The sequence below is a fragment of the Antarctobacter aquimaris genome, from assembly GCF_900184945.1.
In the GTDB taxonomy this organism is placed as follows: Bacteria; Pseudomonadota; Alphaproteobacteria; order Rhodobacterales; family Rhodobacteraceae; genus Maliponia; species Maliponia aquimaris.
In genome coordinates, this window is record NZ_FXYF01000012.1 from 79,723 (window position 1) to 102,333 (window position 22,611).

At 66.5% G+C, this 22,611-nt stretch carries 20 protein-coding genes; 8 read left to right on the forward strand and 12 right to left on the reverse strand.

From position 1 onward, the window contains the following. Positions 1–7: 7 nt before the first annotated feature. The 4 genes from MAA8898_RS18925 to MAA8898_RS18940 form a co-directional block, all read right to left on the reverse strand. On the reverse strand, positions 8–772 hold the full coding sequence (locus MAA8898_RS18925) for a glucose 1-dehydrogenase (RefSeq protein ID WP_094022593.1): 765 nt from the start codon (positions 770–772) through the stop codon (positions 8–10). Between the two features lie 2 nt (positions 773–774). After that, positions 775–2,073: a M24 family metallopeptidase gene (locus MAA8898_RS18930; RefSeq protein WP_094022594.1), complete on the reverse strand. Its 1,299-nt coding sequence runs from the start codon at positions 2,071–2,073 to the stop codon at positions 775–777. Positions 2,074–2,139: 66 nt separating this feature from the next. Beyond that, positions 2,140–2,946 (reverse strand): SDR family NAD(P)-dependent oxidoreductase, encoded by an 807-nt coding sequence (locus MAA8898_RS18935; RefSeq protein WP_094022595.1) that lies wholly within the window; start codon positions 2,944–2,946, stop codon positions 2,140–2,142. Positions 2,947–2,963: 17 nt separating this feature from the next. Beyond that, positions 2,964–4,712 (reverse strand): ABC transporter substrate-binding protein, encoded by a 1,749-nt coding sequence (locus tag MAA8898_RS18940; RefSeq protein ID WP_094022596.1) that lies wholly within the window; start codon positions 4,710–4,712, stop codon positions 2,964–2,966. 313 nt (positions 4,713–5,025) lie between these two features. On the opposite strand from MAA8898_RS18940, the gene MAA8898_RS18945 reads away from it, so the two are divergent. The 6 genes from MAA8898_RS18945 to MAA8898_RS18970 all read left to right on the forward strand — a co-directional run bounded on the left by MAA8898_RS18945 (position 5,026) and on the right by MAA8898_RS18970 (position 11,390). Beyond that, positions 5,026–5,976: a sugar ABC transporter substrate-binding protein gene (locus MAA8898_RS18945; RefSeq protein WP_094022597.1), complete on the forward strand. Its 951-nt coding sequence runs from the start codon at positions 5,026–5,028 to the stop codon at positions 5,974–5,976. Positions 5,977–6,061: 85 nt separating this feature from the next. Continuing rightward, positions 6,062–6,859: an SDR family oxidoreductase gene (locus tag MAA8898_RS18950; protein ID WP_094022598.1), complete on the forward strand. Its 798-nt coding sequence runs from the start codon at positions 6,062–6,064 to the stop codon at positions 6,857–6,859. Between the two features lie 73 nt (positions 6,860–6,932). Next, positions 6,933–7,907: an ABC transporter permease gene (locus MAA8898_RS18955; RefSeq protein ID WP_094022599.1), complete on the forward strand. Its 975-nt coding sequence runs from the start codon at positions 6,933–6,935 to the stop codon at positions 7,905–7,907. 47 nt (positions 7,908–7,954) lie between these two features. After that, positions 7,955–8,956 (forward strand): ABC transporter permease, encoded by a 1,002-nt coding sequence (locus MAA8898_RS18960; RefSeq protein WP_094022600.1) that lies wholly within the window; start codon positions 7,955–7,957, stop codon positions 8,954–8,956. Beyond that, positions 8,953–10,464: a sugar ABC transporter ATP-binding protein gene (locus MAA8898_RS18965; protein ID WP_094022601.1), complete on the forward strand. Its 1,512-nt coding sequence runs from the start codon at positions 8,953–8,955 to the stop codon at positions 10,462–10,464. The genes MAA8898_RS18960 and MAA8898_RS18965 overlap by 4 nt, the downstream gene beginning before the upstream one ends. Before the next feature lie 65 nt (positions 10,465–10,529). Then, positions 10,530–11,390 (forward strand): fumarylacetoacetate hydrolase family protein, encoded by an 861-nt coding sequence (locus MAA8898_RS18970; RefSeq protein ID WP_094022602.1) that lies wholly within the window; start codon positions 10,530–10,532, stop codon positions 11,388–11,390. Between the two features lie 98 nt (positions 11,391–11,488). On the opposite strand, the gene MAA8898_RS18975 is transcribed toward MAA8898_RS18970, so the two are convergent. Both MAA8898_RS18975 and rsgA read right to left on the reverse strand, forming a co-directional pair. Then, on the reverse strand, positions 11,489–11,920 hold the full coding sequence (locus MAA8898_RS18975; RefSeq protein ID WP_094022603.1) for a GNAT family N-acetyltransferase: 432 nt from the start codon (positions 11,918–11,920) through the stop codon (positions 11,489–11,491). Between the two features lie 4 nt (positions 11,921–11,924). Next, entirely contained in the window at positions 11,925–12,989 is a 1,065-nt protein-coding gene (rsgA, locus tag MAA8898_RS18980; protein ID WP_094022604.1) for a ribosome small subunit-dependent GTPase A, read from the reverse strand. Positions 12,990–13,354: 365 nt separating this feature from the next. On the opposite strand from rsgA, the gene MAA8898_RS18985 reads away from it, so the two are divergent. Continuing rightward, positions 13,355–13,642, forward strand: a complete 288-nt coding sequence (locus tag MAA8898_RS18985; RefSeq protein ID WP_094022605.1) for an SH3 domain-containing protein — start codon at positions 13,355–13,357, stop codon at positions 13,640–13,642. Between the two features lie 10 nt (positions 13,643–13,652). On the opposite strand, the gene MAA8898_RS18990 is transcribed toward MAA8898_RS18985, so the two are convergent. The 3 genes from MAA8898_RS18990 to MAA8898_RS19000 all read right to left on the reverse strand — a co-directional run bounded on the left by MAA8898_RS18990 (position 13,653) and on the right by MAA8898_RS19000 (position 16,321). After that, positions 13,653–14,642 carry an SLAC1 anion channel family protein gene (locus MAA8898_RS18990; RefSeq protein WP_094022606.1) on the reverse strand — a complete coding sequence of 330 codons (990 nt, stop codon included), beginning with the start codon at positions 14,640–14,642 and terminating at the stop codon, positions 13,653–13,655. A gap of 269 nt (positions 14,643–14,911) precedes the next feature. Then, a complete protein-coding gene (locus MAA8898_RS18995) occupies positions 14,912–15,220 on the reverse strand; it encodes a MocE family 2Fe-2S type ferredoxin (protein ID WP_094022607.1) in 309 nt (102 codons plus the stop codon). Between the two features lie 21 nt (positions 15,221–15,241). Then, positions 15,242–16,321, reverse strand: coding sequence for a fatty acid desaturase family protein (locus MAA8898_RS19000; RefSeq protein ID WP_094022608.1), 1,080 nt, complete (start codon positions 16,319–16,321; stop codon positions 15,242–15,244). A gap of 130 nt (positions 16,322–16,451) precedes the next feature. Here MAA8898_RS19000 and MAA8898_RS19005 point away from each other — a divergent pair, with 130 nt between their 5' ends. Next, positions 16,452–17,480, forward strand: a complete 1,029-nt coding sequence (locus MAA8898_RS19005) for a LacI family DNA-binding transcriptional regulator (protein ID WP_094022609.1) — start codon at positions 16,452–16,454, stop codon at positions 17,478–17,480. A gap of 156 nt (positions 17,481–17,636) precedes the next feature. Here MAA8898_RS19005 and MAA8898_RS19010 read toward each other — a convergent pair whose 3' ends face one another. The 3 genes from MAA8898_RS19010 to MAA8898_RS19020 all read right to left on the reverse strand — a co-directional run bounded on the left by MAA8898_RS19010 (position 17,637) and on the right by MAA8898_RS19020 (position 22,600). Then, positions 17,637–20,204 carry an ATP-binding protein gene (locus tag MAA8898_RS19010; protein WP_094022610.1) on the reverse strand — a complete coding sequence of 856 codons (2,568 nt, stop codon included), beginning with the start codon at positions 20,202–20,204 and terminating at the stop codon, positions 17,637–17,639. 240 nt (positions 20,205–20,444) lie between these two features. Then, positions 20,445–21,569: an N-acetylglucosamine-6-phosphate deacetylase gene (gene nagA, locus MAA8898_RS19015; protein ID WP_370738631.1), complete on the reverse strand. Its 1,125-nt coding sequence runs from the start codon at positions 21,567–21,569 to the stop codon at positions 20,445–20,447. Between the two features lie 2 nt (positions 21,570–21,571). Next, positions 21,572–22,600 carry an SIS domain-containing protein gene (locus tag MAA8898_RS19020; protein ID WP_094022612.1) on the reverse strand — a complete coding sequence of 343 codons (1,029 nt, stop codon included), beginning with the start codon at positions 22,598–22,600 and terminating at the stop codon, positions 21,572–21,574. Positions 22,601–22,611 lie beyond the last annotated feature (11 nt).

Sequence of the window (22,611 nt, forward strand, 5' to 3'; positions counted from 1 at the left end):
TCTCCTGTCAGCGGGCCAGCCAGCCGCCATCCACGGTTACGACGCTGCCATGGCAATAGGCGGCGGCATCGGACGCAAGGAACACCGCGGCGCCGGCGATCTCTGCCGGTTCGGCAAAGCGTCCGGCCGGAATGCGCTCCAGCAGCGCGCGGGAACGATCCGGGTCGTCGCGCAGCGCCTGGGTGTTGTCGGTGGCGGTATAGCCGGGCGCGATGGCGTTCACGTTCACGCCATGCGGCGCCCATTCGTTGCACAGCGCGCGGGTCAGGCCGATGACGGCATGTTTGCTGGAGGCATAGGCCGGCACCCGCAGGCCGCCCTGGGTGCTGAGCACCGAGCCGACGATCACGATCTTGCCCGAACCCTGCGCCACCATCTGCCGCCCGGCGGCCTGGGACAGCAGCCAGACGCTGTCGAGATTGATCGACAGAACGCGACGCCAGTCCGCCAGCGGCATATCGACCGAATCCTCGCGGTGGATGATGCCCGCGTTGTTGACCAGGATATCCAGCCCGCCCAGCGCCTCGGAGGCAAAGCGGATCACCTCCGACGCGGCGGCCTCGTCCATGCCGGAAAAATCCGCCTGCACGGCGGCGGCGGTCCGGCCCACTCCCTTGATCTTGGCCAGCGTGGCTTCGGGTTGGTGACTGCGATAGGTCAGTGCGACATCGGCCCCGGCGGCGGCAAGGGCAAGGGCGATGCCCTCGCCGATGCCGGTTGCGCCGCCGGTGACCAGGGCCTTGCGGCCGGTCAGGTCGAACGGATTTTTCATGGTCAGTACCTGTTCGCGATGGGCAGTTCCTCGGCCGGGAAGAGGCTGATGACCTCGCAGCCGGTTTCGGTCACCACGACCTCTTCCTCGATCCGCGCGGCCGAGTAACCGTCGGTTGCGGGGCAGTAGGTTTCAAGCGCAAAGACCATGCCGGTCTGAATCTCCATCGGGTGATCCAGGCTGACCGCACGGCTGATGATCGGCCGTTCGTGCAGCGCCAGCCCCAGGCCGTGACCGAATTGCAGGCCGAAGGCGGTGTCCTCGTCCGGAAAGCCGAATTCCTCGGCCTTGGGCCAGACCTTGGCCACCGTGTCGGTGCTGACACCCGGCTTGATCAGCGCGATGGCGGCGTCGATCCATTCGCGGGCCTTCACATAGGCATCGTTCTGCGCGGGCGTCGCGCGGCCGATGTTGAAGGTGCGGTAGTAGCAGGTGCGATAGCCCTGGTAGGATTGCAGGATGTCAAAGAACGCCTGGTCGCCGGGCCGGAAGTAGCGGTCCGTGAAGTTGTGCGGATGCGGGTTGCAGCGCTCGCCCGAGATGGCGTTGATCGCCTCGACGTCGTCACTGCCCATCTCGTAGAGCATCTTGTTGGACAGCGCGACGATGTCGTTTTCCCGGATGCCCGGCTTCAGCTCTTCGTAGATCATGTGATAGACGCCATCGACCATGCTGGCCGCCTGGGTCAACAGCTGGATCTCGTCCCAGTTCTTGATCTCGCGCGCCGCCAGCATGATCTGCTGGCCGTCGACGACGTTCAGGCCTTCTTCCTGCAACGCGTGGAACATCGCCGTTTCGGCATAGTCGACGCCTACAGGCATGTTCGCCATCCCGGCATCGCGGATCAGGCCCGCGATCTGCTTGGCGTATTTCTTCATCAGGCCGAATTCGGGCGGGATGGTGCCGCGCATGCCGACAACGCCGGCGAGGCAATGCGAGGGCTCCAGCCAGTCGGAGAACTTCTTGTGGTGGACGGCGGCAGACCCGAAGTCCCAGACATAGGGGCTGTCATCGCCGGTCAGCAGGCAAAAGCGGCACATCTTGTCCCGCTCCCATTCGCCGATCTTGGTGGCGCTGACGTAGCGGATGTTGTTCACGTCGAACAGCAGCAGCGTGCCGGCGTTGGATGCCTTCAGTGCCTGGCGGGTGCGCGCCAGGCGGTAGCGGCGCAGGCGGTCGTGGTCGATGCGGCGTTCGAAATCCACCGAGGTGTGACCCCAGGCGGGAATCCGGCCTTCCCACTTCCAGTTCGGTTCAAGATCCTGCGGCGTCAGCAGGTTGGGCATGAGTGCGCGAGACATGTCGTTCTCCTCCGGGTGCCGAAGCGTACCCGTTTTTCTGTGCCGTTGTTGCGATAGTTCAATGCGTTACTGGATGCACCAGCCGCCGTCGATGTGGATCATCTGGCCGGTCATGTAGTCGCTGTCGGGCGAGACGAGGAAGGCGGCGGTGCCCTGCACATCCTTGGGATAGGACACCCGCTTGATCTGCAGCGCGTCGCGCACGATGTCGTCATAGGCCTGGCCTTCGCGCTCCTTGAAGCCGATGTCGACCAGGTCCTTGTCGAGTTGCTCCCACAGCGGGGTGACGACCACGCCCGGCGCATAGCCGTTGACGGTGATGTTGTGTTCGGCCAGCCCGATGGCGCCGCAATGGGTCAGCGCGAGGCAGCCGTATTTCGAGGTGCAGTAGACCGTCACGTCCACCAGCGGCTTGCGCGAGGCGATGGAGCCGACGTTGATCAGCTTGTAGGGATAGTCACGTTTGCCCTGGGCGATCATCTGCTTGGCGGTTTCCTGCATGCCCAGCCACATCGCCTTGGTGTTCACGTTCATGATGAGGTCCCAGTTGTCCTCGTCGATGTCCATGAAGAAGCGCGGCTTGTTCAGCCCGGCGTTGAACAGGCCCACGTTGATTTCACCGAAGGCCTCGACCGTGGCGGCCACGGCGGCGGCGTTGTCGGCGCGCTTGGTGACATCCATCTTGACGGCGATCGCCTTGCCGTTGCCGGCCGCGTTGATGCGGTTGGCCACCGCCTGCGCCTCGTCCAGGTTCAGGTCGCCAAGGCAGACATTGGCGCCTTGTTCGGCGAAATGCTCGGCGTTGGCGGCACCCATGCCGCGGGCGGCTCCGGTGATGAGAATGTTTTTACCCTTGAGGCGATGGGGGTCCATGGTGCGTCCTCCTCCTGTCACGTGATGGCCTTGTCGGTCGATCCGAAGATCAGTGCGTCGGCCCTGTCCTGGGCCTTGCGCAGCGCCTCGCGGGGGGCCGTGATCCCGCGCAGCATGTCGTGGAATTCCTCGCCGCAGATGCGGATGATGCCGGCGATCTCGGGCACCGGCGGGCGCGGCCAGAATTGCAGCTCGTCGCGCCAGGACATGCCGTCCACCGCCTCGAAGATCGGCGAGGCGCGGCGCACCTCCGGATCGGCGCCGACGGAGTAGCGCGCGTTGGTGCGGCTGCCGTTCTGGACGTACAGCTTTTGCGCCTCGGGCGAGGTGAAGACGGTCAGCGCTTCCGCGGCGGCCGGAATGCGTTCGGGGGCCAGGTTGGCCGGGATGCCCAGCACGTAGCCGCCCACCGGGGCGATCGGGGTCGCGCGAGGCCCCGCCGGATGCGGCAGGTAACCCGTCTGGCCAAAAGCGGGCGAGCTTTCGTCAAGCTCGAAGTAGGGGGCCAGCAGGGTGTAGCCGTAGGCCATCGCCACGGTGCCGGCGGCATAGGGGCGGACCCGTTCGTACCAGGACATCGACAGGATGTCGGGTGGCGAATATTGCAGCAACTCCAGCAGGAACTCGGCGGCGTGCAGCCCGGCCTCGGTGTCGATGGTGGGCCGGTAACCGCCCTTGGCCAGCCAGTCGGTGTCAAAGCCGCCGGCGATCCTGGGCAGGTTCAGCACCGGCTGGCCGAAATCGGCCATCGTCATCAGGACAGTATGGCCCAGCGCGGTGCCGCGCGCGGCGTTCCAGGCGATGCCGTGCCGCCCCCGGCGCGGATCGTGCAGGGCGCGCGCGGCGTGCAGCAGCGCGTCGGTCGTGGTCGGCGGCTCCAGCCCGGCCTCGGCAAAGATGTCGCGGCGGTAGAACAGCAGTTCGGGCGTGGTCTGTGCCGGTACGCCATAGGCCCGCCCGCCCCAATGGGCCGCCGTCCAGCCGGCAGTGTGGAAATCGGCCGGATCCAGCCGCGCGATGTCCATCACCTTGTCCAGCGGCATCAGCACGTTTCGGGTGGCAAACTCGCCGATCCAGGGCAGGTCGACAGCGATGATGTCAAAGCGGCTGGCGGTGCGCTCGGCGTTGCGCAGCGCCTCTTCGCGCAGTCGGTCGATCGAAAAGGCGCGCTGGTGGATCTGCGTGCCCAGGACCTGTTCGAACTGCCGCTTGAGGTTGTCCATCACCATGAAGGTGGGGTCGCCATGCACCAGCACCCGCAACCCGCCCGCCAGCCGCAGCGGATCGGTCCGCACACCCAGCGGCGGGATGGACTGTGCCTGCGCATAGCTGGCGGCATAGTAGTAATCGTTCGGGTCCTGCGCGGCGCCGTCTTCGCCAAAGTGGCTGACGGCCAAGCGCTGCACCCGCCCGGCCAGCTGCGCCCACTGGGCCAGCAGCCGTTCGCTGGGGTGCATGGAAAAGGTCTTGCCGCTCTTGGTGCGCGGGCGCTGTTCGATCAGCCCGGCCTCGATCATGTCCTTCAGGCGGCGGCTGGCCGTGGCATAGGGCGCGCGGCTGGCGCCGATCAACGAGGTCGGGGTCACGATCTTGGCGTCGAAGTGCCCTTGCAACAGGTGCAGCGCCATGCGCAGGTGCGCGTTCGGTCCCATCAGGTCAAAGGTGCTTTCCAGCTCGTCGCAGACCTCGCCCAGGAAGGCCAGCATCTCGGTCTGCGTGCCGGCGGCACCCGAGGCAGGTTTGCGATGTCCTGAATGAGCGTTCATGGATGCGGTCGGGGCCTTCGGGTACGATGGTTTGCGGGGCACGTCAGGGATATCCAGAGTGGATGACCTGTCGGGGCGGCCGGGTTTTGCCATTGCGGGTCTCTTGTAGGGTGTGGGAAGCGGCCTGCGTATCGTATCGGAAAAATATCCGAAGTGGATGTGTGATTATCCATAATGGATATATTTCAGGCGTCCCCTCGGGGCGGGAAACCGGCAGGGTGTGTCCAGTCGTTCGGCACGCCGAAAGATGGGCCCGACGCCCCAGGGGCAAAGGGGTCACGACCGAAAACAGGAATTCCGGGAGGAAACACGAATGAAACTGCGCACCATTCTCGCCGCGAGCACCGCTGTCCTGACGCTGGCCGGCGGCGTATCCGCCGAAACCTACAAGATCGGCATCACCCAGAACAACGTGGGCGTCGACAGCTACCAGACGACCTATGAAAAGGCCTTTATCGCGGCCGCCGAAGCCAACCCCGACGTCGAGGTCGTGGTGCTGGACGCCGGCGGTGACGTGGCCCGCCAGATCGCCCAGATGGAGGACCTGATCCAGCAGGAAGTCGATGCCATCATCATCTGGCCGACGAATGGCGAAGCCGTCATCCCCGCCGTCCGCAAGGCCAAGCAGGCCGGCATCCCGGTCATCGTGACCAACTCGAACATCGCCGAGGCCGGCTTTGACTTCGTCGCGTCCTTCTCCGGCCCCGACAACATCACACAGGGCGCCCGGTCGGCCGAGATCATGTGCGACAAGTTCAAGGAAATGGGCATCGAGAACGAGGCCCAGATCGTGCAGATCAGCGGCCAGCCGGGCTACACCACGGCCATCGAGCGCGCCAAGGGCTTTGAGGACCGTCTGCCCGAGGTCTGCCCGAACGTGACCCTGGTCGAGACCCAGCCGGGCGACTGGAACCGCGAAAAGTCGCAGCAGGTCATGGAGGCCTTCCTGGTCAAGTATGACGACATCGACGGCGTCTATGCCGGCGACGACAACATGGGCGTCGGCGCGCTGAACGCGGCCAAGGCCGCGGGCCGCGAAGGCATCATCTTTGTCGGCGCCACCAACTTTGCCGTCGGCTACGAGGCGATGCAGGCTGGCGACTACTGGGGCTCGATCTACCAGTCGCCGGTCGACGATGCCGAGGCCGCCCTGCAAACCGCGCTGGACGTTCTGAACGGCGAGGATGTGCCGTTCCTGAACTACTTCGACACGCCGAAGATCACCCAGGACAACATGGGCGACTACACCAAGCCGGTCTTCTGAGGACTCCTCCCGGCGCAGGGTGCGGGGGGTAACCTTCGCGCCCTGCCATTATCTCTCACGACAGTCGAATACGAAGGGAGGCGGCATGGGACGTGTGTCAGGGCGCGTGTGCCTGGTGACGGGTGCTGCGCAGGGAATCGGTCGCGCCATCGGCGAGGCACTGCTGGACGAAGGCGCCATGGTCTGTTTTGCCGACATCAACGGCGCCAAGGTGGCCGAGGTTGCGGAGCAGAACCGCTCAAGGCTGAACGACAGCGCCGCCGCGGTCACCTCTGCCCAGGTGGACGTCACCGACCGCGCGCAGGTCCGCGCGATGATCGCCCACACGGTCGAGACCTTCGGCCGGCTGGACGTGAAGTTCAACAACGCGGGCGTCAACAAGCCGATGAACTTTCTCGACGTCACCGAGGGCAACTGGAACTTCATCATGGGGGTGAACGGCCTGGGATGCCTGATCGGCATGCAGGAGGCCGCGCGGCAGATGATCGCCCAGGGCGGCGGCGGCAAGATCGTCAACACCGCCTCGGTGGCCAGCCGCCAGGGCTTTGACAATGTCGCGCCCTATTGCGCGTCGAAATGGGCCGTGGTCTCGTTGACGCAGTCCGGGGCACGGGACCTGGCCAAGCATGATATCACGGTGACGGGGTTCGCCCCCGGCGTGGTGGCGACCGAGATGTGGGAACAGGTCGACAAGGACCTGGTCGACATCGGCGCGGCGGACAGGCCGGGAGAGGCGATGGAAGCGTTTTCCGCCGGGATCCTGCGCGGCCGCGTGGCGCGGCCCTCGGACATCACCGGCACGACGACGTTCCTGGCGTCACGCGACAGCGACTACATGACCGGACAGATCGTCATGATCGACGGAGGCATGACGCTGGTCTGACCGGGCACGACACGGCCGAACGGGCCGCACGTCGGACACAACACCGCGCGCAAGCGCCTCGAGGGAGGGGAACATGGCTGGATTGACCAGGCAACAGATTGGCAGCGTCCTTGCAAGACAAGGCATCCTGATCGCCTTTGCGGTCTTCATCATCGCCTTTACCGTCGCGAACCCCAAGTTCCTGACACCGGACAACGTGCTGAGCGTGGCGCGGTCCTCGGCGATCCTGGGGGTCATGGCGCTGGGCGTCACCTTTGTGGTGATCAGCGGCAACCTCGACCTGTCGGTCGGCTCCATGATGTCATTCTCGACCATCGTGGTGCTGGACCTGCACGACAAGCTTGGTCCGCTGATGGCGATCCCGGCGATGTTCGCCATGACGATGTGCCTGGGGGCGATCATCGGGTTCCTCGTGGGCTACATGAAGCTGAATTCGCTGATCGTGACCCTGGGGATGCTGTCGGCGATCCACGGACTGACGCTGACCTATTCCGGCGGCAAGAACATGGACATCGCCGACAAGGAAGGCACCTGGTTCGGCGTCTTCGGGCAGGGCACGGCGCTGGGCATCCCGGTGCCCATCGTGATCTTTCTCGCGCTGGCGGCGCTGCTGGGGCTGATGCTGTCGCGCACCCCCTTCGGACGCAAGGTCTACGCGGTGGGCGGCAACGGCACGGCGGCGACCTTTTCCGGCATCCGCCGGGCGCGCACGGTGTTCCAGTGTTACCTGATCTCCTCGGCCTGCGTGGCCACGGCGGGCCTGATCCAGGCCAGCCGCTCGCTCGGCTCGCAGAACACGGTGGGGCAGGGGCTGGAACTGGAGGTGCTGGCCGCGGTCATCCTGGGCGGTGCGTCGCTGCTGGGCGGGTCGGGCACCATCTTCAAGACCGTGATCGGCGTGCTGATCCTGGGTTTCATCCAGAACGGCCTGCTGCTGATGGGCCTGCAATTCTACGTCCAGTTCGTCGTGACCTGGGTGATCATCATCCTTGCTGTCTGGCTCGACATTGCGGCCAAGCGCGGCAAGCTCTGGTCGCCGATCGCCTAGCCCTCAAGCAGCGAAGCGTTAGGGCGCACAATCAGGGAGGGAATAACATGCAACCCGGAACACTGTCCAAGGCGCTGAAAAGCGGCGCGATCTGGGGCTTCATCGTGCTGGAGCTGATCTTTTTCAGCGTCGCGGGGGAATTCCTGTCGCTCTCGAACAAGGCCTTCATGGATTGGGAGAACATGCTGCTGCTGCTCAAGCAGTCCGCCCCGATCGGGATCATCGCGATGGGCATGACCATCGTCATGGTCAACGGCAACATCGACCTCAGCGTGGGCGCGACCTTCGCCATCGCCGCCATCGTCCTGCTGGACAGCCTGACCTGGCCGATCTTTGCCGGGCTCGGCGACTGGGTGATCCCGGTGGCCTGGCTGCTGGCCTTGGCGGTGGGCACGCTGCTGGGCGCGCTCAACGGGCTGATCGTGTGGAAGACCGGCGTGGATGCCTTCATCGTCACGCTGGGGTCCATGCTGGGCTATCGCGGCATCGTGTTCATGTTCAACGGCGAGAACCCCACCAGCCACCTGAACTGGACGCTGGTGGACTTTGCCGAGGCGCATTTCCTGGGCCTGGCCACCGCGTCCTGGGCGCTGCTGATCGTCACGCTGATGGTCTGGTTCCTGATGGCCAAGACCGTGCATGGCCGCAACGCCTACGCCATCGGAGACAACCGCGAGGCGGCGGTCAATGCCGGTATCCGCGTCGGGCCGCACATGATGATCAACTTTGCCATCATCGGCTTTCTCGCGGCGCTGTCCGCCGTGGTGTTCTATTCCGAAAGCGGCTCGGTCAATCCCAATGACGGCCAGCTTTACGAGCTTTGGGTGATCACCGCCGTCGTGCTGGGCGGCACCAAGATCACTGGCGGCGCGGGCAACGTGATCGGCACATTCGGCGGGGTCATTGCGATCCAGCTCTTGCGCAAGGGGTTGGGCCACATCGGGGCCGACACCTCGACCGTCAACCTCGTGATCGGCAGCATCCTGGTCGCCGTCCTGATCCTGGACCGCCAGTTGAACGTGAAGGGCAAAGAGGAGTTGAAGGCATGACCGACGCAAAACCCGTCCTGCGACTGGAGAACATCGGCAAGTCGTTTCCCGGCGTGCGCGCGCTCGACAACGTGTCCTTTACGGTCATGCCCGGCGAGGTGCACGCCCTGATGGGCGAGAATGGCGCCGGCAAGTCCACCTCGATGAAGGTGCTGGGCGGCATCTACCAGCCGGACGAGGGCAGCATCTACGTCGGCGACGAACAGGTGGTGATGAGCGGCCCGCTCGAGGCCAAGGCCAAGGGCATCGTCTTTATCCACCAGGAATTGAGCCTGGCGACGGAGCTGTCCGTGGCCGAAAACATCTACCTGGGCGAGCTGCCGCGAAAAAGCTTTGGCCGGGTCGATTGGCAGACCCTGTTCCAGCGCACCGACGCGATCCTGAAAAAGCTGAACGTCGGTTTCACGGCGCGGACCCGCGTCGGCGACCTGTCCATCGCCAACCAGCAGATGGTCGAGATCGCCCGCGCGCTGACGGTCGACGCAAAGGCGGTGATCTTCGACGAACCCACCGCCTCGCTGACCGATGCGGAAAAGAGCGTGCTGTTCGACGTCATTGCCGATCTCAAGGCCGATGGCGTCGGGATCATCTACATCTCGCACCGCATGGAAGAGATCTTCAAGATCACCGACCGGATCACCGTGCTGCGCGACGGGCAGTACCAGGGCACGGTCGCCACCGCCGACACGACCGAGGAGGCCGTCACGCAGATGATGATCGGCCGCAAGCTGGACCTCAGCCGCAACGCCGTTCACCACGAACTGGGCGATGTCGCGCTCGAGGTGCGCGGGCTGAGTTGCGGCAAGCTCTATACCGACGTCAGCTTTGCCGTGCGCCGGGGTGAGGTGCTGGGGTTCTACGGGCTGGTCGGCGCGGGCCGCACCGAGATCGCCGAAACCCTGTTCGGCCTGCGTGACCCGTCTTCGGGCCAGATCCTGATGGACGGCGAGGAGGTGCGCATTCATTCGCCCGCCGACGCCATCGCGCGCGGCATCAGCCTGGTGCCCGAGGACCGCAAGGGGCAGGGCCTGATCCTGGGCATGAACTGCCGGGACAACATGACCCTGCCGCAGGTCGACGACCTGACCGCCGGGCCCTTCATGGCCGAAGGCGCCGAGGTGGCGATCTTTGACCAGTACCGCGACCGGCTGGACATCCGCACCCCGGGCTGGAAACAGCGGGTCGGCAACCTGTCGGGCGGCAACCAGCAGAAGATCGTCATCGGCAAGTGGCTGTCGATGCATCCCAGCGTGCTGATCGTGGACGAACCCACGCGCGGCATCGACGTCGGCAGCAAGTCCGAGATCCACAAGCTGCTGCGCGAACTGGCGGCACAGGGCTACGCGGTCATCGTCATCAGCTCGGAGATGCCCGAGGTCTTGCACGTCGCCGACCGGATCGTCGCCATGTACTCGGGCCGGATCATGCGGACCTTCACCTCGGAGGAGGTGACAGAGGACAGCCTGGTCCAGGCAATTTCCGGGCTGGGCGGCGAGCGCGCCGCCTGAGACCCGTGACAACGTACGGGGTCGCCCGACCGGGCGGCCCATCCCATCCCAGAACTGGAGACTTGATGAAACTTCTTCGCCATGGCGCCCCCGGTGCCGAAAAACCGGGTCTGCTGGATGCCGCCGGTCGCGTGCGCGACCTGTCCGATGTGGTGGCCGACATCGCCGGAGAGACGCTGCGCCCCGACGGGCTGAAGGCGCTGCGCGCGCTCGATCCCGAAACGCTGCCGCTGGTCGAGGGCACCCCGCAGGGGGACCTGCGGCTAGGCCCTTGCGTCGGCCGCGTGGGCAAGTTCATCTGCATCGGCTTGAACTACGCCGACCACGCCGAAGAGGCGGGCATGGCGATCCCCCCCGAGCCGGTGATCTTCAACAAGTGGACTTCCGCCATCTGCGGCCCCAACGACCCGATCCAGATCCCGCGCGACAGCGTCAAGACCGACTGGGAAGTCGAATTGGGCATCGTGATCGGCGAACCGGGCGCCTACATCGACGAGGCCGACGCGATGACCCATGTCGCCGGCTTCTGCGTGGTCAACGACGTGTCCGAACGCGAGTTCCAGATCGAGCGCGCCGGCACCTGGGACAAGGGCAAGGGCTGCGACACCTTCGGGCCGACCGGCCCCTGGCTGGTCACCCCGGACGAGGTGGCCGATATCGACGCGCTGGACATGTGGCTGGACGTGGACGGGGTCCGGCAGCAGACCGGCACCACCGCGACGATGATCTACAAGGTGCCGCACCTGATCGCCTATTGCAGCCGCTTCATGAGCCTTCAGCCCGGCGACGTGATCTCGACCGGCACACCTCCGGGCGTCGGCATGGGGCAGAAACCGCCGCGCTTTCTCAAGGGGGGCGAGGTCGTGACGCTGGGCATCTCGGGCCTGGGCGAGCAGCGCTCCAAGGTCCTGCCGGCGCTGCGGTAGGGGGCAGGGGCTGCGTCCGAACCAGCGCCACCGGCGAAATCGCTCCGGGCACCTGCGGGCCGCGCCAGACCTTTCGGCGCAGACGTGTCGATGCCCGGTCAGGCCGCTCCGGGCATCGCCATCCGGAGGGTCACTTCGCCGGATGGCCCATGCAGATAGGTCGCCTCGGTCACGAAGCCTTGCCGCTCGTAGAACGGCCGCCCGACCGTGTTCTGCGCAAACACGTCCACGCGCAGCGGGCCCTTGATCTGCGCGACGTGGTCGACCAGCGCCTTGCCCAGCCCCTTGCGGTGATGCGCGGGGTCAACGAACAACCCGCCGATCTCGGCGTCGACCATGGCGATGAACCCGACCGGCTGGCCATTGTCCTCGATCACCCAGGTTTCGGCGTTGGGCAGATAGATGGCGCGCATGTCCTCTTTGACCTGCGCCACGAATTCCGGCAGCAGGAATGGATGCGCCAGCGCATTCGCCGCCTCCCAGATCGCGATCAGGGCGTCGGTGTCGGCTTGGGTGTATTTCCTGATCATGGGACTACTTCCGGTTCTTCTTCTTGACGGCGCGGATCGTCTTGCGCAGGGCCTTGGCGCTGGATTTGCGCTCGGCCAAGGAGGTCGTGTTGAACTTCTCTTCGTCGAGCAGCTTGCGCCATCGGGCCACCCGCGCGGTGTCCAGCTCGCCCGCGTCGAGCGCGGCGCGGATGGCGCATCCCGGCTCGGACTCGTGGGCGCAGTCGTTGAACTTGCACCGGCCGGCCAGGGCGGTGATGTCGGCAAAGGTGTCGGCGATCCCGTCCTCGGCCTCGGCCAGTTGCAGTTCGCGCATGCCCGGAGTGTCCAGAACGGCGCAGCCGCTGGGCAGGAAATGCAGATGGCGATGCGTGGTCGTATGACGGCCGCGCGCGTCATCCTCGCGGATCGGCGCGGTCTCGACCAGCGGATCGCCCAGCAGCGCGTTGACCAGGGTCGACTTTCCCACCCCGGACGAGCCGAGAAAGACAACCGTCTGGCCGGCGCCGCACCATTCGCCCAGCATGGCCTTGGGCGCCTCGCTCCGGGCATTGATCGGAACGATGCGGGCCAGGGTCGATAGCTCGGCCAGTTGCGCAAGGTAGGGCTCCGGATCGGGACAAAGGTCGACCTTTGTCAGCACGATCACCGGGGGCACACCCGCCTCCAGCGCCATGGCGACATAGCGTTCCAGCCGCGCCACGTTGAAATCCTGGTTGCAGGACGACACGACAAAGGCAGTGTCCACGTTGGCCGCGATCAATTGAAGGTCTCGGCCTTTGCCGGGGGTGCGCCGCTGAAACAGGCTCTTGCGTTCCAGAACGCGGCTGGAGGTGGGCAGGACCCGGTTCAGCAGCAGCCAGTCGCCCACGGTGGCAACCGGGCCGGGCGGAACGACCGTGTCGATGCCATCCCCCAGCACGCGCAACCCGGAGCGATGCACCTCGGTGACGCGCACCGGCGGGGTCAGCTCCAGCTCTTGGGCGCTGACCTGCCCGGCAAAGAAGGCGTTCCAGCCCAGCGTCTCCAACCGGGAGCGCGGCGCTGGCATATCCTCGGAGGAGGGGGGATGGGGGTCGTCCCGGGTCATGGTCTTGGCCTTTCGTGGTCCGGGCTTTGGCAGAGTGGTGTTGGCGCGGGGTCGCGGTCGGGGTGCCCGGTCTTGGGTTCATCCCAGGCAGAAGAGCGCTGTTCCTGCTTCTGTATCGAGTCGTTGATACAGAAGCGAGGCCTCGTGCGGGTCTTCTTCTCAGGCGGCAGGCCCGAGCTGCCCCTTTGGTGCAGGCCAAGGGCGGCTGCCTCCGCTGGCCCTGGCACTGCGTCGCGCCTGTGAAGAAATCTAGTCGTCAGGCCGATCAGGACTCGACCCGCAGCTCGGAAAACGCGATTCTGGACCGGAACCCTGCGCCGAGTCAGAAAGCGGGGGAGGCATCAGGCACCATCGAGGGCAAAACCATGAGCAGAACCACAGTCACAGCCATTTGCGCGCTGTTCCTTGTCGCCGCATGCGCCGGGGTGACCGGCGGGCGCGCCGTGGTCAAGGGCGCCGGACCGGACGAACTGCTGAAGCTCCGCTATGGGCCGGGGCTGGGCTACAAGGTCAAGCTGGGCCTGCCGGACGGCACGGAGCTGACGCGTCATGACTGCGTGACCGAACTGGGTCAGCTCTGGTGCCGGGTCTCGCTGGCCAAGGCGCCGTCCATGTCCGGCTATGTTTCGGCAGACTATCTGACGGCGCCCTGAACCCGGCCGCTCACTCGGGCTGGCAGATCTCGTGCCGTGCCACGGCCCGCGCCGTCAAGCCGATCAGCACGGCGACGATGACCACCAGCAGGGCGAGGCAGGCAAAGCCGGCCGTGGTGTGGGCGGGAGAGCCCGCCAGCGTCCCGAAACGGAAGGTGGCGATGGTCAGGGTGGCGACCGGAAAGCTCAGCGCCCACCAGGACAGCGCAAAACTCTGTCCGCGCAGCTTGGGCACCTGGGTCAGCGCCAGCAGGGCAAAGACGATGGTCGTGCCATAGAACAGCCGCGCCGTGGCGTCCAGAACCCCGCCGTTCAGTTGCAGCCAGCTGAGGAACGCCACCGCAGGCGGCGCGATCAGGATGGCGATCGTCGGCACCATCCGGCCCGGCAGCGGATCGTGAAAGATCAGCCGGTTCATCACCAGCACCAGCAGCACCATCCAGAACACCAGCCCTGCCGCAAAGAAGACCCACGAGGATTCGACAAAGCCCAGCGACACGCCGGCCACCGGCGCCACTACGTTGCCGACCGCCGGAATGAACCACGCGGGCGAGATGTGGACCGTCTGGAACGGGCGGTGGCCGATCCAGTTGGACAGCACCGCCAGCGTCAGGCCCGCCTGGCCCAGCGCACCCACCACCCAGAGCGCCCGCGCGATGCCGGGCTGCACCGCCTGTAGCGCGGTGGCGATCAGCAGCAGCGAAATGGTGAGGGCCGGAAAGAACGACAGCTTGACCGGATGGCGCCATTCCTGCGCCACGGCGTTGGGATAGCGCAAAGCCTTGAGCGTATAGATCGCGGACAGGCCGACGAACACCGCGACGGTCAGCGCCAATGCGGCGCTGCTGGCCAGCGGCGGCCAGCCGGCCTGCAACTCGGCGACATGCAGCGCCAGGGTCATGCCGGACAGCCCCATCACGGAGGCGAAGAAGGGGATGGGGAAATACTCGAGCCGATGTCCGGAGTGCTCCGGTTCGGCGATGTTGATGGATTGGGTCATCGGTCATGCTCTCGGATCAGGAAACCGGACCCCGGGTCATGTATCCCCAGGGGGCACGGCCGGCCAGGAGACGGGGGGAACGCCGCCGCCTGTCCTCTGTCGCCTGTGCTTGCCGGGGGCAAGCGATCTGTTCCACCACGCAGGCATTTTGCACGGCCAAAGCCGCGTAACGAGTATCTAGTGGACCGGCGCGGCGGCGAGAAGGCCGTGACACCCGGCGAAATGCCACAGCCCCGGCGGTGGCGGGGCAGCCGGGCTGTTGCCGGGACTCAGAGCTCGATCCAGACGCGGCCGTTTTCGACCTTGGTCGGGTAGGTGCGCAGGTTGATGCAGGCGGGCGCACGGAGGGCCTCGCCGGTGCGGTAGTCGAAGGTGGCGTTGTGCTTGGGGCACTCGATCTCGTGTCCCTGGACCAGCCCGTCCCCGAGATGCACCTGTTCGTGCGTGCACAACCCGTCGGTGCAGAAGTAGGCGTCGTCCGGGCTGCGGTAGAGGGCGTAGGTGCGGCCGCCGTGATCAAAACGGATCAGGTCCTCGGTCTCGATGTCGTCGGTGGCGCAGGCGTCGATCCAGGGCATGGTCGGGTCTCCTTTGGGGCCTTATTCCGCAGGCACGCCCAGCGCAGCGGCGTGCAAATCCTCGCGGTAGGGGCGGGCCTGGGGCGGCAGGTCACGCTTGAGGAAATAGTCCTCGTGGCGCAACTGGCGGCGCAGCACCGGGATCACCTCTGCATAGGCGGCCAGGATCGAGGGGCTGGGCGCAGGCAGGTCGTGCCGGATGGCGGCGTGCAGGTCGGGCAGGCGGTGATAGGGCACCATTGGGAACATGTGGTGTTCCACGTGGTAGTTCATGTTCCAGTAGATGAAGCGCGAGACCGGGTTCATGTAGACGGTGCGCGAATTCAGCCGGTGATCGGTGACGTTGTCGGCCAGGCCCGCGTGCTGCAACACGCCGGTCATGACGTGGTGCCAGGCGCCGTAGAGCCGGGGCAGCCCGATCACCATCAGCGGCAGGATCGACCCCAGCGCCAGGGACAGCGCGAGGGTGGCGGCGTAGATCGCCACCCAGACGCGGGCGGTGCGGATCACCTTGGGCAGTTCCTGTTCGGGGATGTAGCTGGCCTCCTCGGGGTGGATCCGGCCGGAGGCGTTCAGCAGCATCCGCCCCCATCCGTTCCAGGCGTCGAGGATGCCGAAGACATTCAGCACGATCCGCAGCAGGGCGGGCGGGCGCATGGCCACGATCTCGGGGTCGCGGCCGACGATGATGGTGTCGGTGTGGTGGCGCGCGTGGCTCCAGCGCCAGGTGACCGGGTTGCGCACCATGCAGAAGCTGGCGACCTGGTAGAGCCAGTCGTTCATCCACCGCGTCTTGAAGGCGGTGCCGTGGCCGCATTCGTGCCAGCGCGCGTCCATGGCCGAGCCGTAGAGCACGCCGTAGGCCAGCCAGAACGGCGCCGAGGCCCAGGAGGGCCAGAGCACGATGCCGATTCCCGCGAAAACGATCATGCAGCCGAACAGCAGCAGGGTATCGCGGATCGCCGGCTGATCGGCGCGCTGCATCAGCACCTTCATCTCCTTGCGCGGCACCTCGGTGTGATACCACTCGGCCGCGGCAAGGCCGGTTTCGACCGCGCGTTGGCCGTCCGTGCCCAGCATCGAATAATCCCGGTGCGTCATGTCCGTGCCTCCCCCTGCGGATGCCGAACCATAGGGCAGGACGGGAAACGCTGCCAACGGTCCTGCGCCGTTTCTCTCTTTGCGGCTCAATTCCCTTGTCGGTGCATGATAGGAATGTATCAAGACGGGCATGGCCAAGAGACCGACCCTTCTGGATGTCGCCAAGGCGGCGGGTGTCAGCATCGCGACGGTGAACCGGGTGGTCGCCGCCGCGTCGGGGGTGCGTGACGACACCGCGCGCAAGGTGGCGGAGGCCGCGGCGCGGGTGGGCTACCAGGGCCGCAACCTGGCCGCGCAGGACGTGCTGCGACCCTTGCCGGAGGTGCGGCTGGGCTTTGTCCTGCGCAAGGAGAAGCAGGCGTTCTATGCCGGCTTTGCCAAGTCGCTGCGGCGCGCCTGCGCGCAAGTGCAGGGCGCGCGGGTCACGGCGGAGATCGTGTTTTCCGACACGCAGACGCCGGCGGAGGTGGCAGGCCACCTGCTGGCGATGCGGGGTCGGGCAGATGTCGTGGCGGCGACGGCGGTCAACCACGGCACCGTGGCCGAGGCGGTGGCGCGGCTGGCCGAGGCGGGCGTGCCCTGCATCACCCTGCTGTCGGATTTCGCGCAGGACGTCCGCGCCGGCTATTTCGGGCTGAACAATCTGAAGGTTGGCCGCGGCGCGGCGCAGATGCTGAGCATCGCGGCGGTGCGGCCGGGCAAGATCGCGCTGTTTGTCGGCGGGAACCGTTGGCATGGCCACGAGCTGCGCGAGACGGGGTTCCGTTCGCAGTTCCGCGAGGCGGCGCCGGGGTTCGAGGTGCTGGACACGCTGGTCAACCTCGAGACCCGCCAGCTGACCTGTGAGGCGATGCTCGACCTGATGGCGCGGCACCGCGATCTGGTCGGGGTCTACCTGGCCGGGGGCGGCATGGAGGGCGCGATTGCCTCGCTGCGCGAGGAGGCGCGGGCCGGGCCGATCGCGCTGGTGGTCAACGAGGTCACGCCCGAGTCGCGGCGCGCGCTGGACGACGGCTACGTGTCGTTGATCGTGGCGACCCCGCTGGAGCCATTGTGCCGCGAGCTGGTGGCCGAGATGGTCCAGATCAAGCTGGAGGGGGGCGCCATGCCAGGGCAACGGTTCTTTGACCCGGTGCTGTACCTGCCCGAGTTCGGTTGATCTGATCGTATCACCGATGTCTGGTGCCTGATCTTCCGCCTGATCTGGATATCCCGGGTCTTCGACACGGTTCGCGCCGTGGTGTTCCCGGGTGACATGGGCCGCCTCCTGGCCGGTCGCCAGTGCAGGATCGCCCGGCGACGCGCGTTCGTCCTTTCAGGCCCGTCGGGTGAACATCAGCGCCTGTGCCACGGCGCGCAGCAGGTCGCTTTTCGGCACGGGTTTCATCAGGCGGATGTCCTGCGGGCGCAGGCCGTTCCCATGCACCGTCGCCTCGGCCGCATAGCCCGACATGAAGACAAAGGGTATCTTCGGGTGGGTGTTGCGGACCATACGGGCGAGGTGGGTGCCCTGAAGGCTGCCGGGCATGACGATGTCGGTGACGACCACGTCAAAGCCGGGTCCAGCCTTGACCAGGTCATAGGCCGCGTCGCCGTTGCGCGCGGCGGTGACGTGGTAGCCGGCGCTCGCCAGCATGGCGGTCAGAACCGCGCGCACGCTGTCGTCGTCTTCGACCAGCAGGATGCTGGCGGTCCCGGCGTGCTGGTCCACCGCAGGCTGGTCCTCCGGCACCGGCTGGTCCACGACATCCGCAACCGGGAAATACAGCTTGAAGCACGTGCCATGGCCCGGCTCGGTATAGACTTGCACGCTGCCGCCGGACTGCCTGACAAAACCCTGAACCATCGAAAGCCCCACGCCGGATCCCGCGCCGGGCGCCTTGGTGGTAAAGAAGGGTTCGAAGATGCGGCCCAGCGTCTCCGGGTCGATCCCCGATCCGGTGTCCGTGACCGCCAGCATGACGTAGCGGCCCGGCGGGACCTCGTCGTTCCGGGCGTCCACATACGCCTGTTCGATGCGCATGTTGGCGGTTTCGATGGTCAGCTGGCCGTGGCCATCCATCGCGTCGCGCGCGTTGAGGATCAGGTTCAGCAGCGCGCTTTCCAGCGACGCGGCATCCAGCCTGACCGGCCAGAGCCCCGCCAGCAGCACGGTTTCGACCTCGATGGATTCGGGCAGCGCGCGCGCCATCCAGGTCTTGGCCTGCCGTACGACGGCATTCAGGTCCAACACCTCTGGTTGCAGCCGGGCGCGGCGGGCAAAGGCCAGCAGGCTGCGTGTCAGGCCGGCGCCCCGCTGGCTGGCCGTCAGCCCGGCGTTGATCATCTCCAGGTGCTTTGGGTCGGTGATCTCGTCTTGCAGCAGTTCGAGATTGCCCATGACGATGGCGAGAATGTTGTTGAAGTCATGGGCGACACCGCCGGTCAGCTGGCCGATGCTTTCGGTTTTCTGGGCCTGGTGAACCAGTTCGGCCTGCTTGCGCGCCTCCTCCAGCGCCGCCACCTCGCTGGTGACGTCGACGAAGATCCCGTAGACGTGGTGCGTGTTGTCCGGCTGGGCGACCGCCTGAACGCGGAAGTCGATCCAGCGCGTCTTACCGTCATCGTCCTTCATCGACAGCCGCGCGGTTCCCGGCTGGCCGGTTTCGACAGATGCGCGGGTGACGGCGAGCGATTTTTCGTAGGCCTCGGGTTGCATCCGGGCCGCCATGAGGTAGGGCGCGCGCAGCGCGTCTTGCACGCTCAGCCCCCAGATCTCGGCGCATTTCGGACTGACGTAGAGCACTTCGCGCGGTTCGCCGTCTTCCCAGACCGATTCGTAGATGCCGCCCGGCACGTTTTCCGCGATGGCGGCGATGTGTTCCAGCGCCCTTGTCCGTTCGCGCTGGGCCACCACCACGTCCGTCACATCGACATGCAGCCCGATGATGTTTCTCTTTCCGGTCGGGGTCAGGCCTTCCAGTTTCCAGTTGGAGCGCATGTGGTGCAGCGCGCCGTCGTTCCGGTAGGCGCGAAACAGGTGGCTGTCCTGGGTCTCGGTGCCGGTTATCGTCTCGGCGATGTAGGCCTGCATCGCCGACTGGTCATCGGGGTGCACCTGCCGCCTGGCAAAATCCGAAGGGTGCAGCTTGGGATCGCCGTCCGTGCCATAGAGCTTTTGAAAACTCTCGTGGAAATCCAGCTTGGCCGTCTCGCCGTCGTAGCGGAAAGCCCCGATGCCGCAGGTTTCGAAGATCAGTTCCAGCTGTTTCAGCATTGCGGTGTTTTCGCGGGCCAGGGTGGCGACACGCCAGCTTTGCCGCACGACAAACCAGGTGCCGGTCACCGACAGCGTCCCGACCAGGTAGAAGACCGGCAAGTACCTGGTGGCCAGCCCGGGGTCCGGCGCAAGCCGCAGCAGCAGGGCGAGCCCGATGGCCGCGGTGTAGAACAGGAGAAAGGCCAATACCGCCCGGCCCAGCAGTCCGCTGGGGAACTGGGGCCAGTTGGCCATGGGCCGCACCCGCCGCAGCACAAGACCCGCCAGCATGTAGGCGGTGTGCGCGACCATTCCGAGATGCAGCATTTCGCCGCCATATCCTGCGCGGAGTGCCAGCGAGGTCAAGAGCGCCATGAGGCCCGCAACCGGCCCGCCGAGGTATCCGGCAAAGAGCAGCAAGCCTGCGGAGGCGTTCAGGAAGACATGGTCCTCGATCACGATGCTGGTCAGCATCAGCCCGGCATCGCTGATGCTGAATGCGCCCCCGACCAGGATGCTGGTCTTCAGCGACAGGCGGGCGGTGCGGGGTTGTGAAAACAGCGGATACAACAGTGCGCCAACCATCATCAGCGCAATCATGCTGTAGATGATCGAAATGGAGACCGTTCCCGTCACCTCAGGCATCGGTCCCGGATGCGGGCTGGCCCCGGCCGCCTGTGTTGTCGTCCGTTGTCAGTCTGGGTCTCCTCGCTGTGTCGTCGCCGCGCCGTGGCTGGACACGGGCAGTTTCACATGGTCTGGGCGTTTGGCCAAGGCCCTTGCTGCGAAAAGGTAAAACACCCCTTGGAGGCGTGAAAGGCCATGCCGCCGCTCTGTCCCGGCGATGCGCCTGCCCTGTCAAAGAGGGCTATTCGACGGCGCGTGTTACCGGGGATCGGCGCGTCGAACGGCCGAGAGGTCCGGGGAAATCCTGATCGCATCGGTCAGGGTCCCAAGATCGGAGGTCAGCCCGATCACTGCCGCAGGCACGCTCACCGCGGCCTGCAACGCCTGTTCCAGTTCCACGCCGACCTGCTGCACCAGGACCCGCAGCGCCGTTGTCAGGTCCAGGTCCGCCCCGGCCAGGGTGCCGTCCTGCAAGGTCAGCACGCCGTCGCGCCGGGTGATCCTGCGCCCGCCCAGCGTGAAGCCGGTGAGGTCGGTGCCGGCCACGGCCATGGCGTCGCTGACAAGGTAGATCCGGCCCGGTCCCCGCTTGGCCGCCCAGGCCGCGCGCATGGTTTCGGGGTGGACGTGGACGGCATCGGCGATCAACCCGCAGGAGACATGGCCACTGGCCAGCACCGCGCCCACCAGCCCGGGTTCGCGGTTGCCCAGCTGGCTCATGGCGTTGAACAGATGGGTGGCGCAGCGCGCCCCGGCGGCAAAGTAGCGCCGGCAGGTGTCATACCCCGCGTCGCTGTGGCCCAGCGACACCAGCACGCCCGCCTTGGCCAGCGCGCTGACCTGCGCCTCGGTGACGTTTTCCGGCGCAATGGTGACTTTGAGGATGGGCAGCTGTCTTGCCGCTTCAAGCAGCGCGCGCAGGTCTTCGGTCTCCATCGGGCGGATCAGGGCGGGGTCGTGTGCGCCCTTGCGCGCGACCGACAGGTGCGGCCCCTCCAGGTGAAGCCCGGCGATCCCCGGCACACCTGCCTGCACGGCCGCGATGGCGGCCGAGATCGCCGCGTGTGTGATGTCGGGTGTGTCAGTGATCAGCGTCGGCAACAGGGCGGACACCCCCAGCCCGTGATGCGCCTCGGCGATGCGGCGGAGCGTGTCGAGGGAGGGCGCGTCGTTCAGCAGCACGCCGCCACCGCCGTTGACCTGCAAATCGACGTAGCCGGGGCTGAGGATATCGCCCTGGAGGTCGACTTCGGCGCCCCCTTTGGCGCAGTCCCCCTCGGGCAAGAGCGCCACAAGCTGCCCGTCCTCGTAGCGGGCGGCATGCCCGGCCCGCAGGCGGGTGCCATCGAAGATCGGGCCGTTGCGGAAGGTCAGCACAGCCATGCTCACACTGTCTCCGTGACCTTGTTGAGGTGGCGCGGCGTGTCCGGGTCGATGCCGCGGCGCACGGCGACGGCCTCCACCATGCCGTAGAACGACACGATCGCGGCGATGGGGTCGGTCAGCCAATGGTCGGTGCGGACATGGGGCAGGGCCGTCGCGGCACTCACGCGGTCGGTCACGGCAAAGACCCGCGCGCCCTTGGCGGCCAGCGCGTCGGCGGTTTCGGCCAGGCCCTTTTCGGCGGCGTCACGCGCGGCAAAGGCGATGACCGGGAAACCCTGCCCGACGATGGACACCGGGCCATGCAGCACCTCGGCCGAGGAATAGCTTTCGGCATGGATCAGGCAGGTTTCCTTGAACTTCAGCGCCGCCTCGTTCGAGATCGCCCAGGACGGGCCGCGCCCCAGCGTGAACAGCGAGGTGCCGTCGATGGCCTCGGCCGCGGCGGACCAGTCGCAGCGCGTGGCCTGCTCCAGCTGCCCGGGCAGGGCGCGGATGGCGGCGATCAACTCGGCGTCCTGCCGCATCTCGGCGATCAGCCAGAGCCCGGCCACCAGCGACGTGACAAAGGTCTTGGTCGCGGCAACGCTGCGTTCGGGTCCGGCATGGATTGGCAGGGTGGTGTCGGCGATCCCGGCCAGGCGCGAGGCGGGATCGTTGGTGATCGCCACCGTCATCGCGCCGCTGTCGCCCAGCGCCTGCGTCATGCGCACGATGTCGGGGCTCTGCCCGGATTGCGAGACAGAGATGCAGACCGCCCCCGCCGCCTCCAGCGTGACACCGTAGACCGAGGCCACCGACGGCCCGACCGAGGCCATGGGCCGCCGCAGCACCAGTTCGCTGGCGTACTTGAGGTAGGTGCAGGCGTGGTCGGACGAGCCGCGCGCCACCGAAAGCAGGTAGGGCGGATCGATCTCGCGCGCCCGCGCGGCGGCCGTGGCGATGGCAGCGCCGCCGTTTGTCAGCAGCCGTTCGACCGCCTCGGGGATCTCGGCGACTTCGCGGCGCATCTGCGTGGTGGGGGGGGGCATGGCGTTCCGCC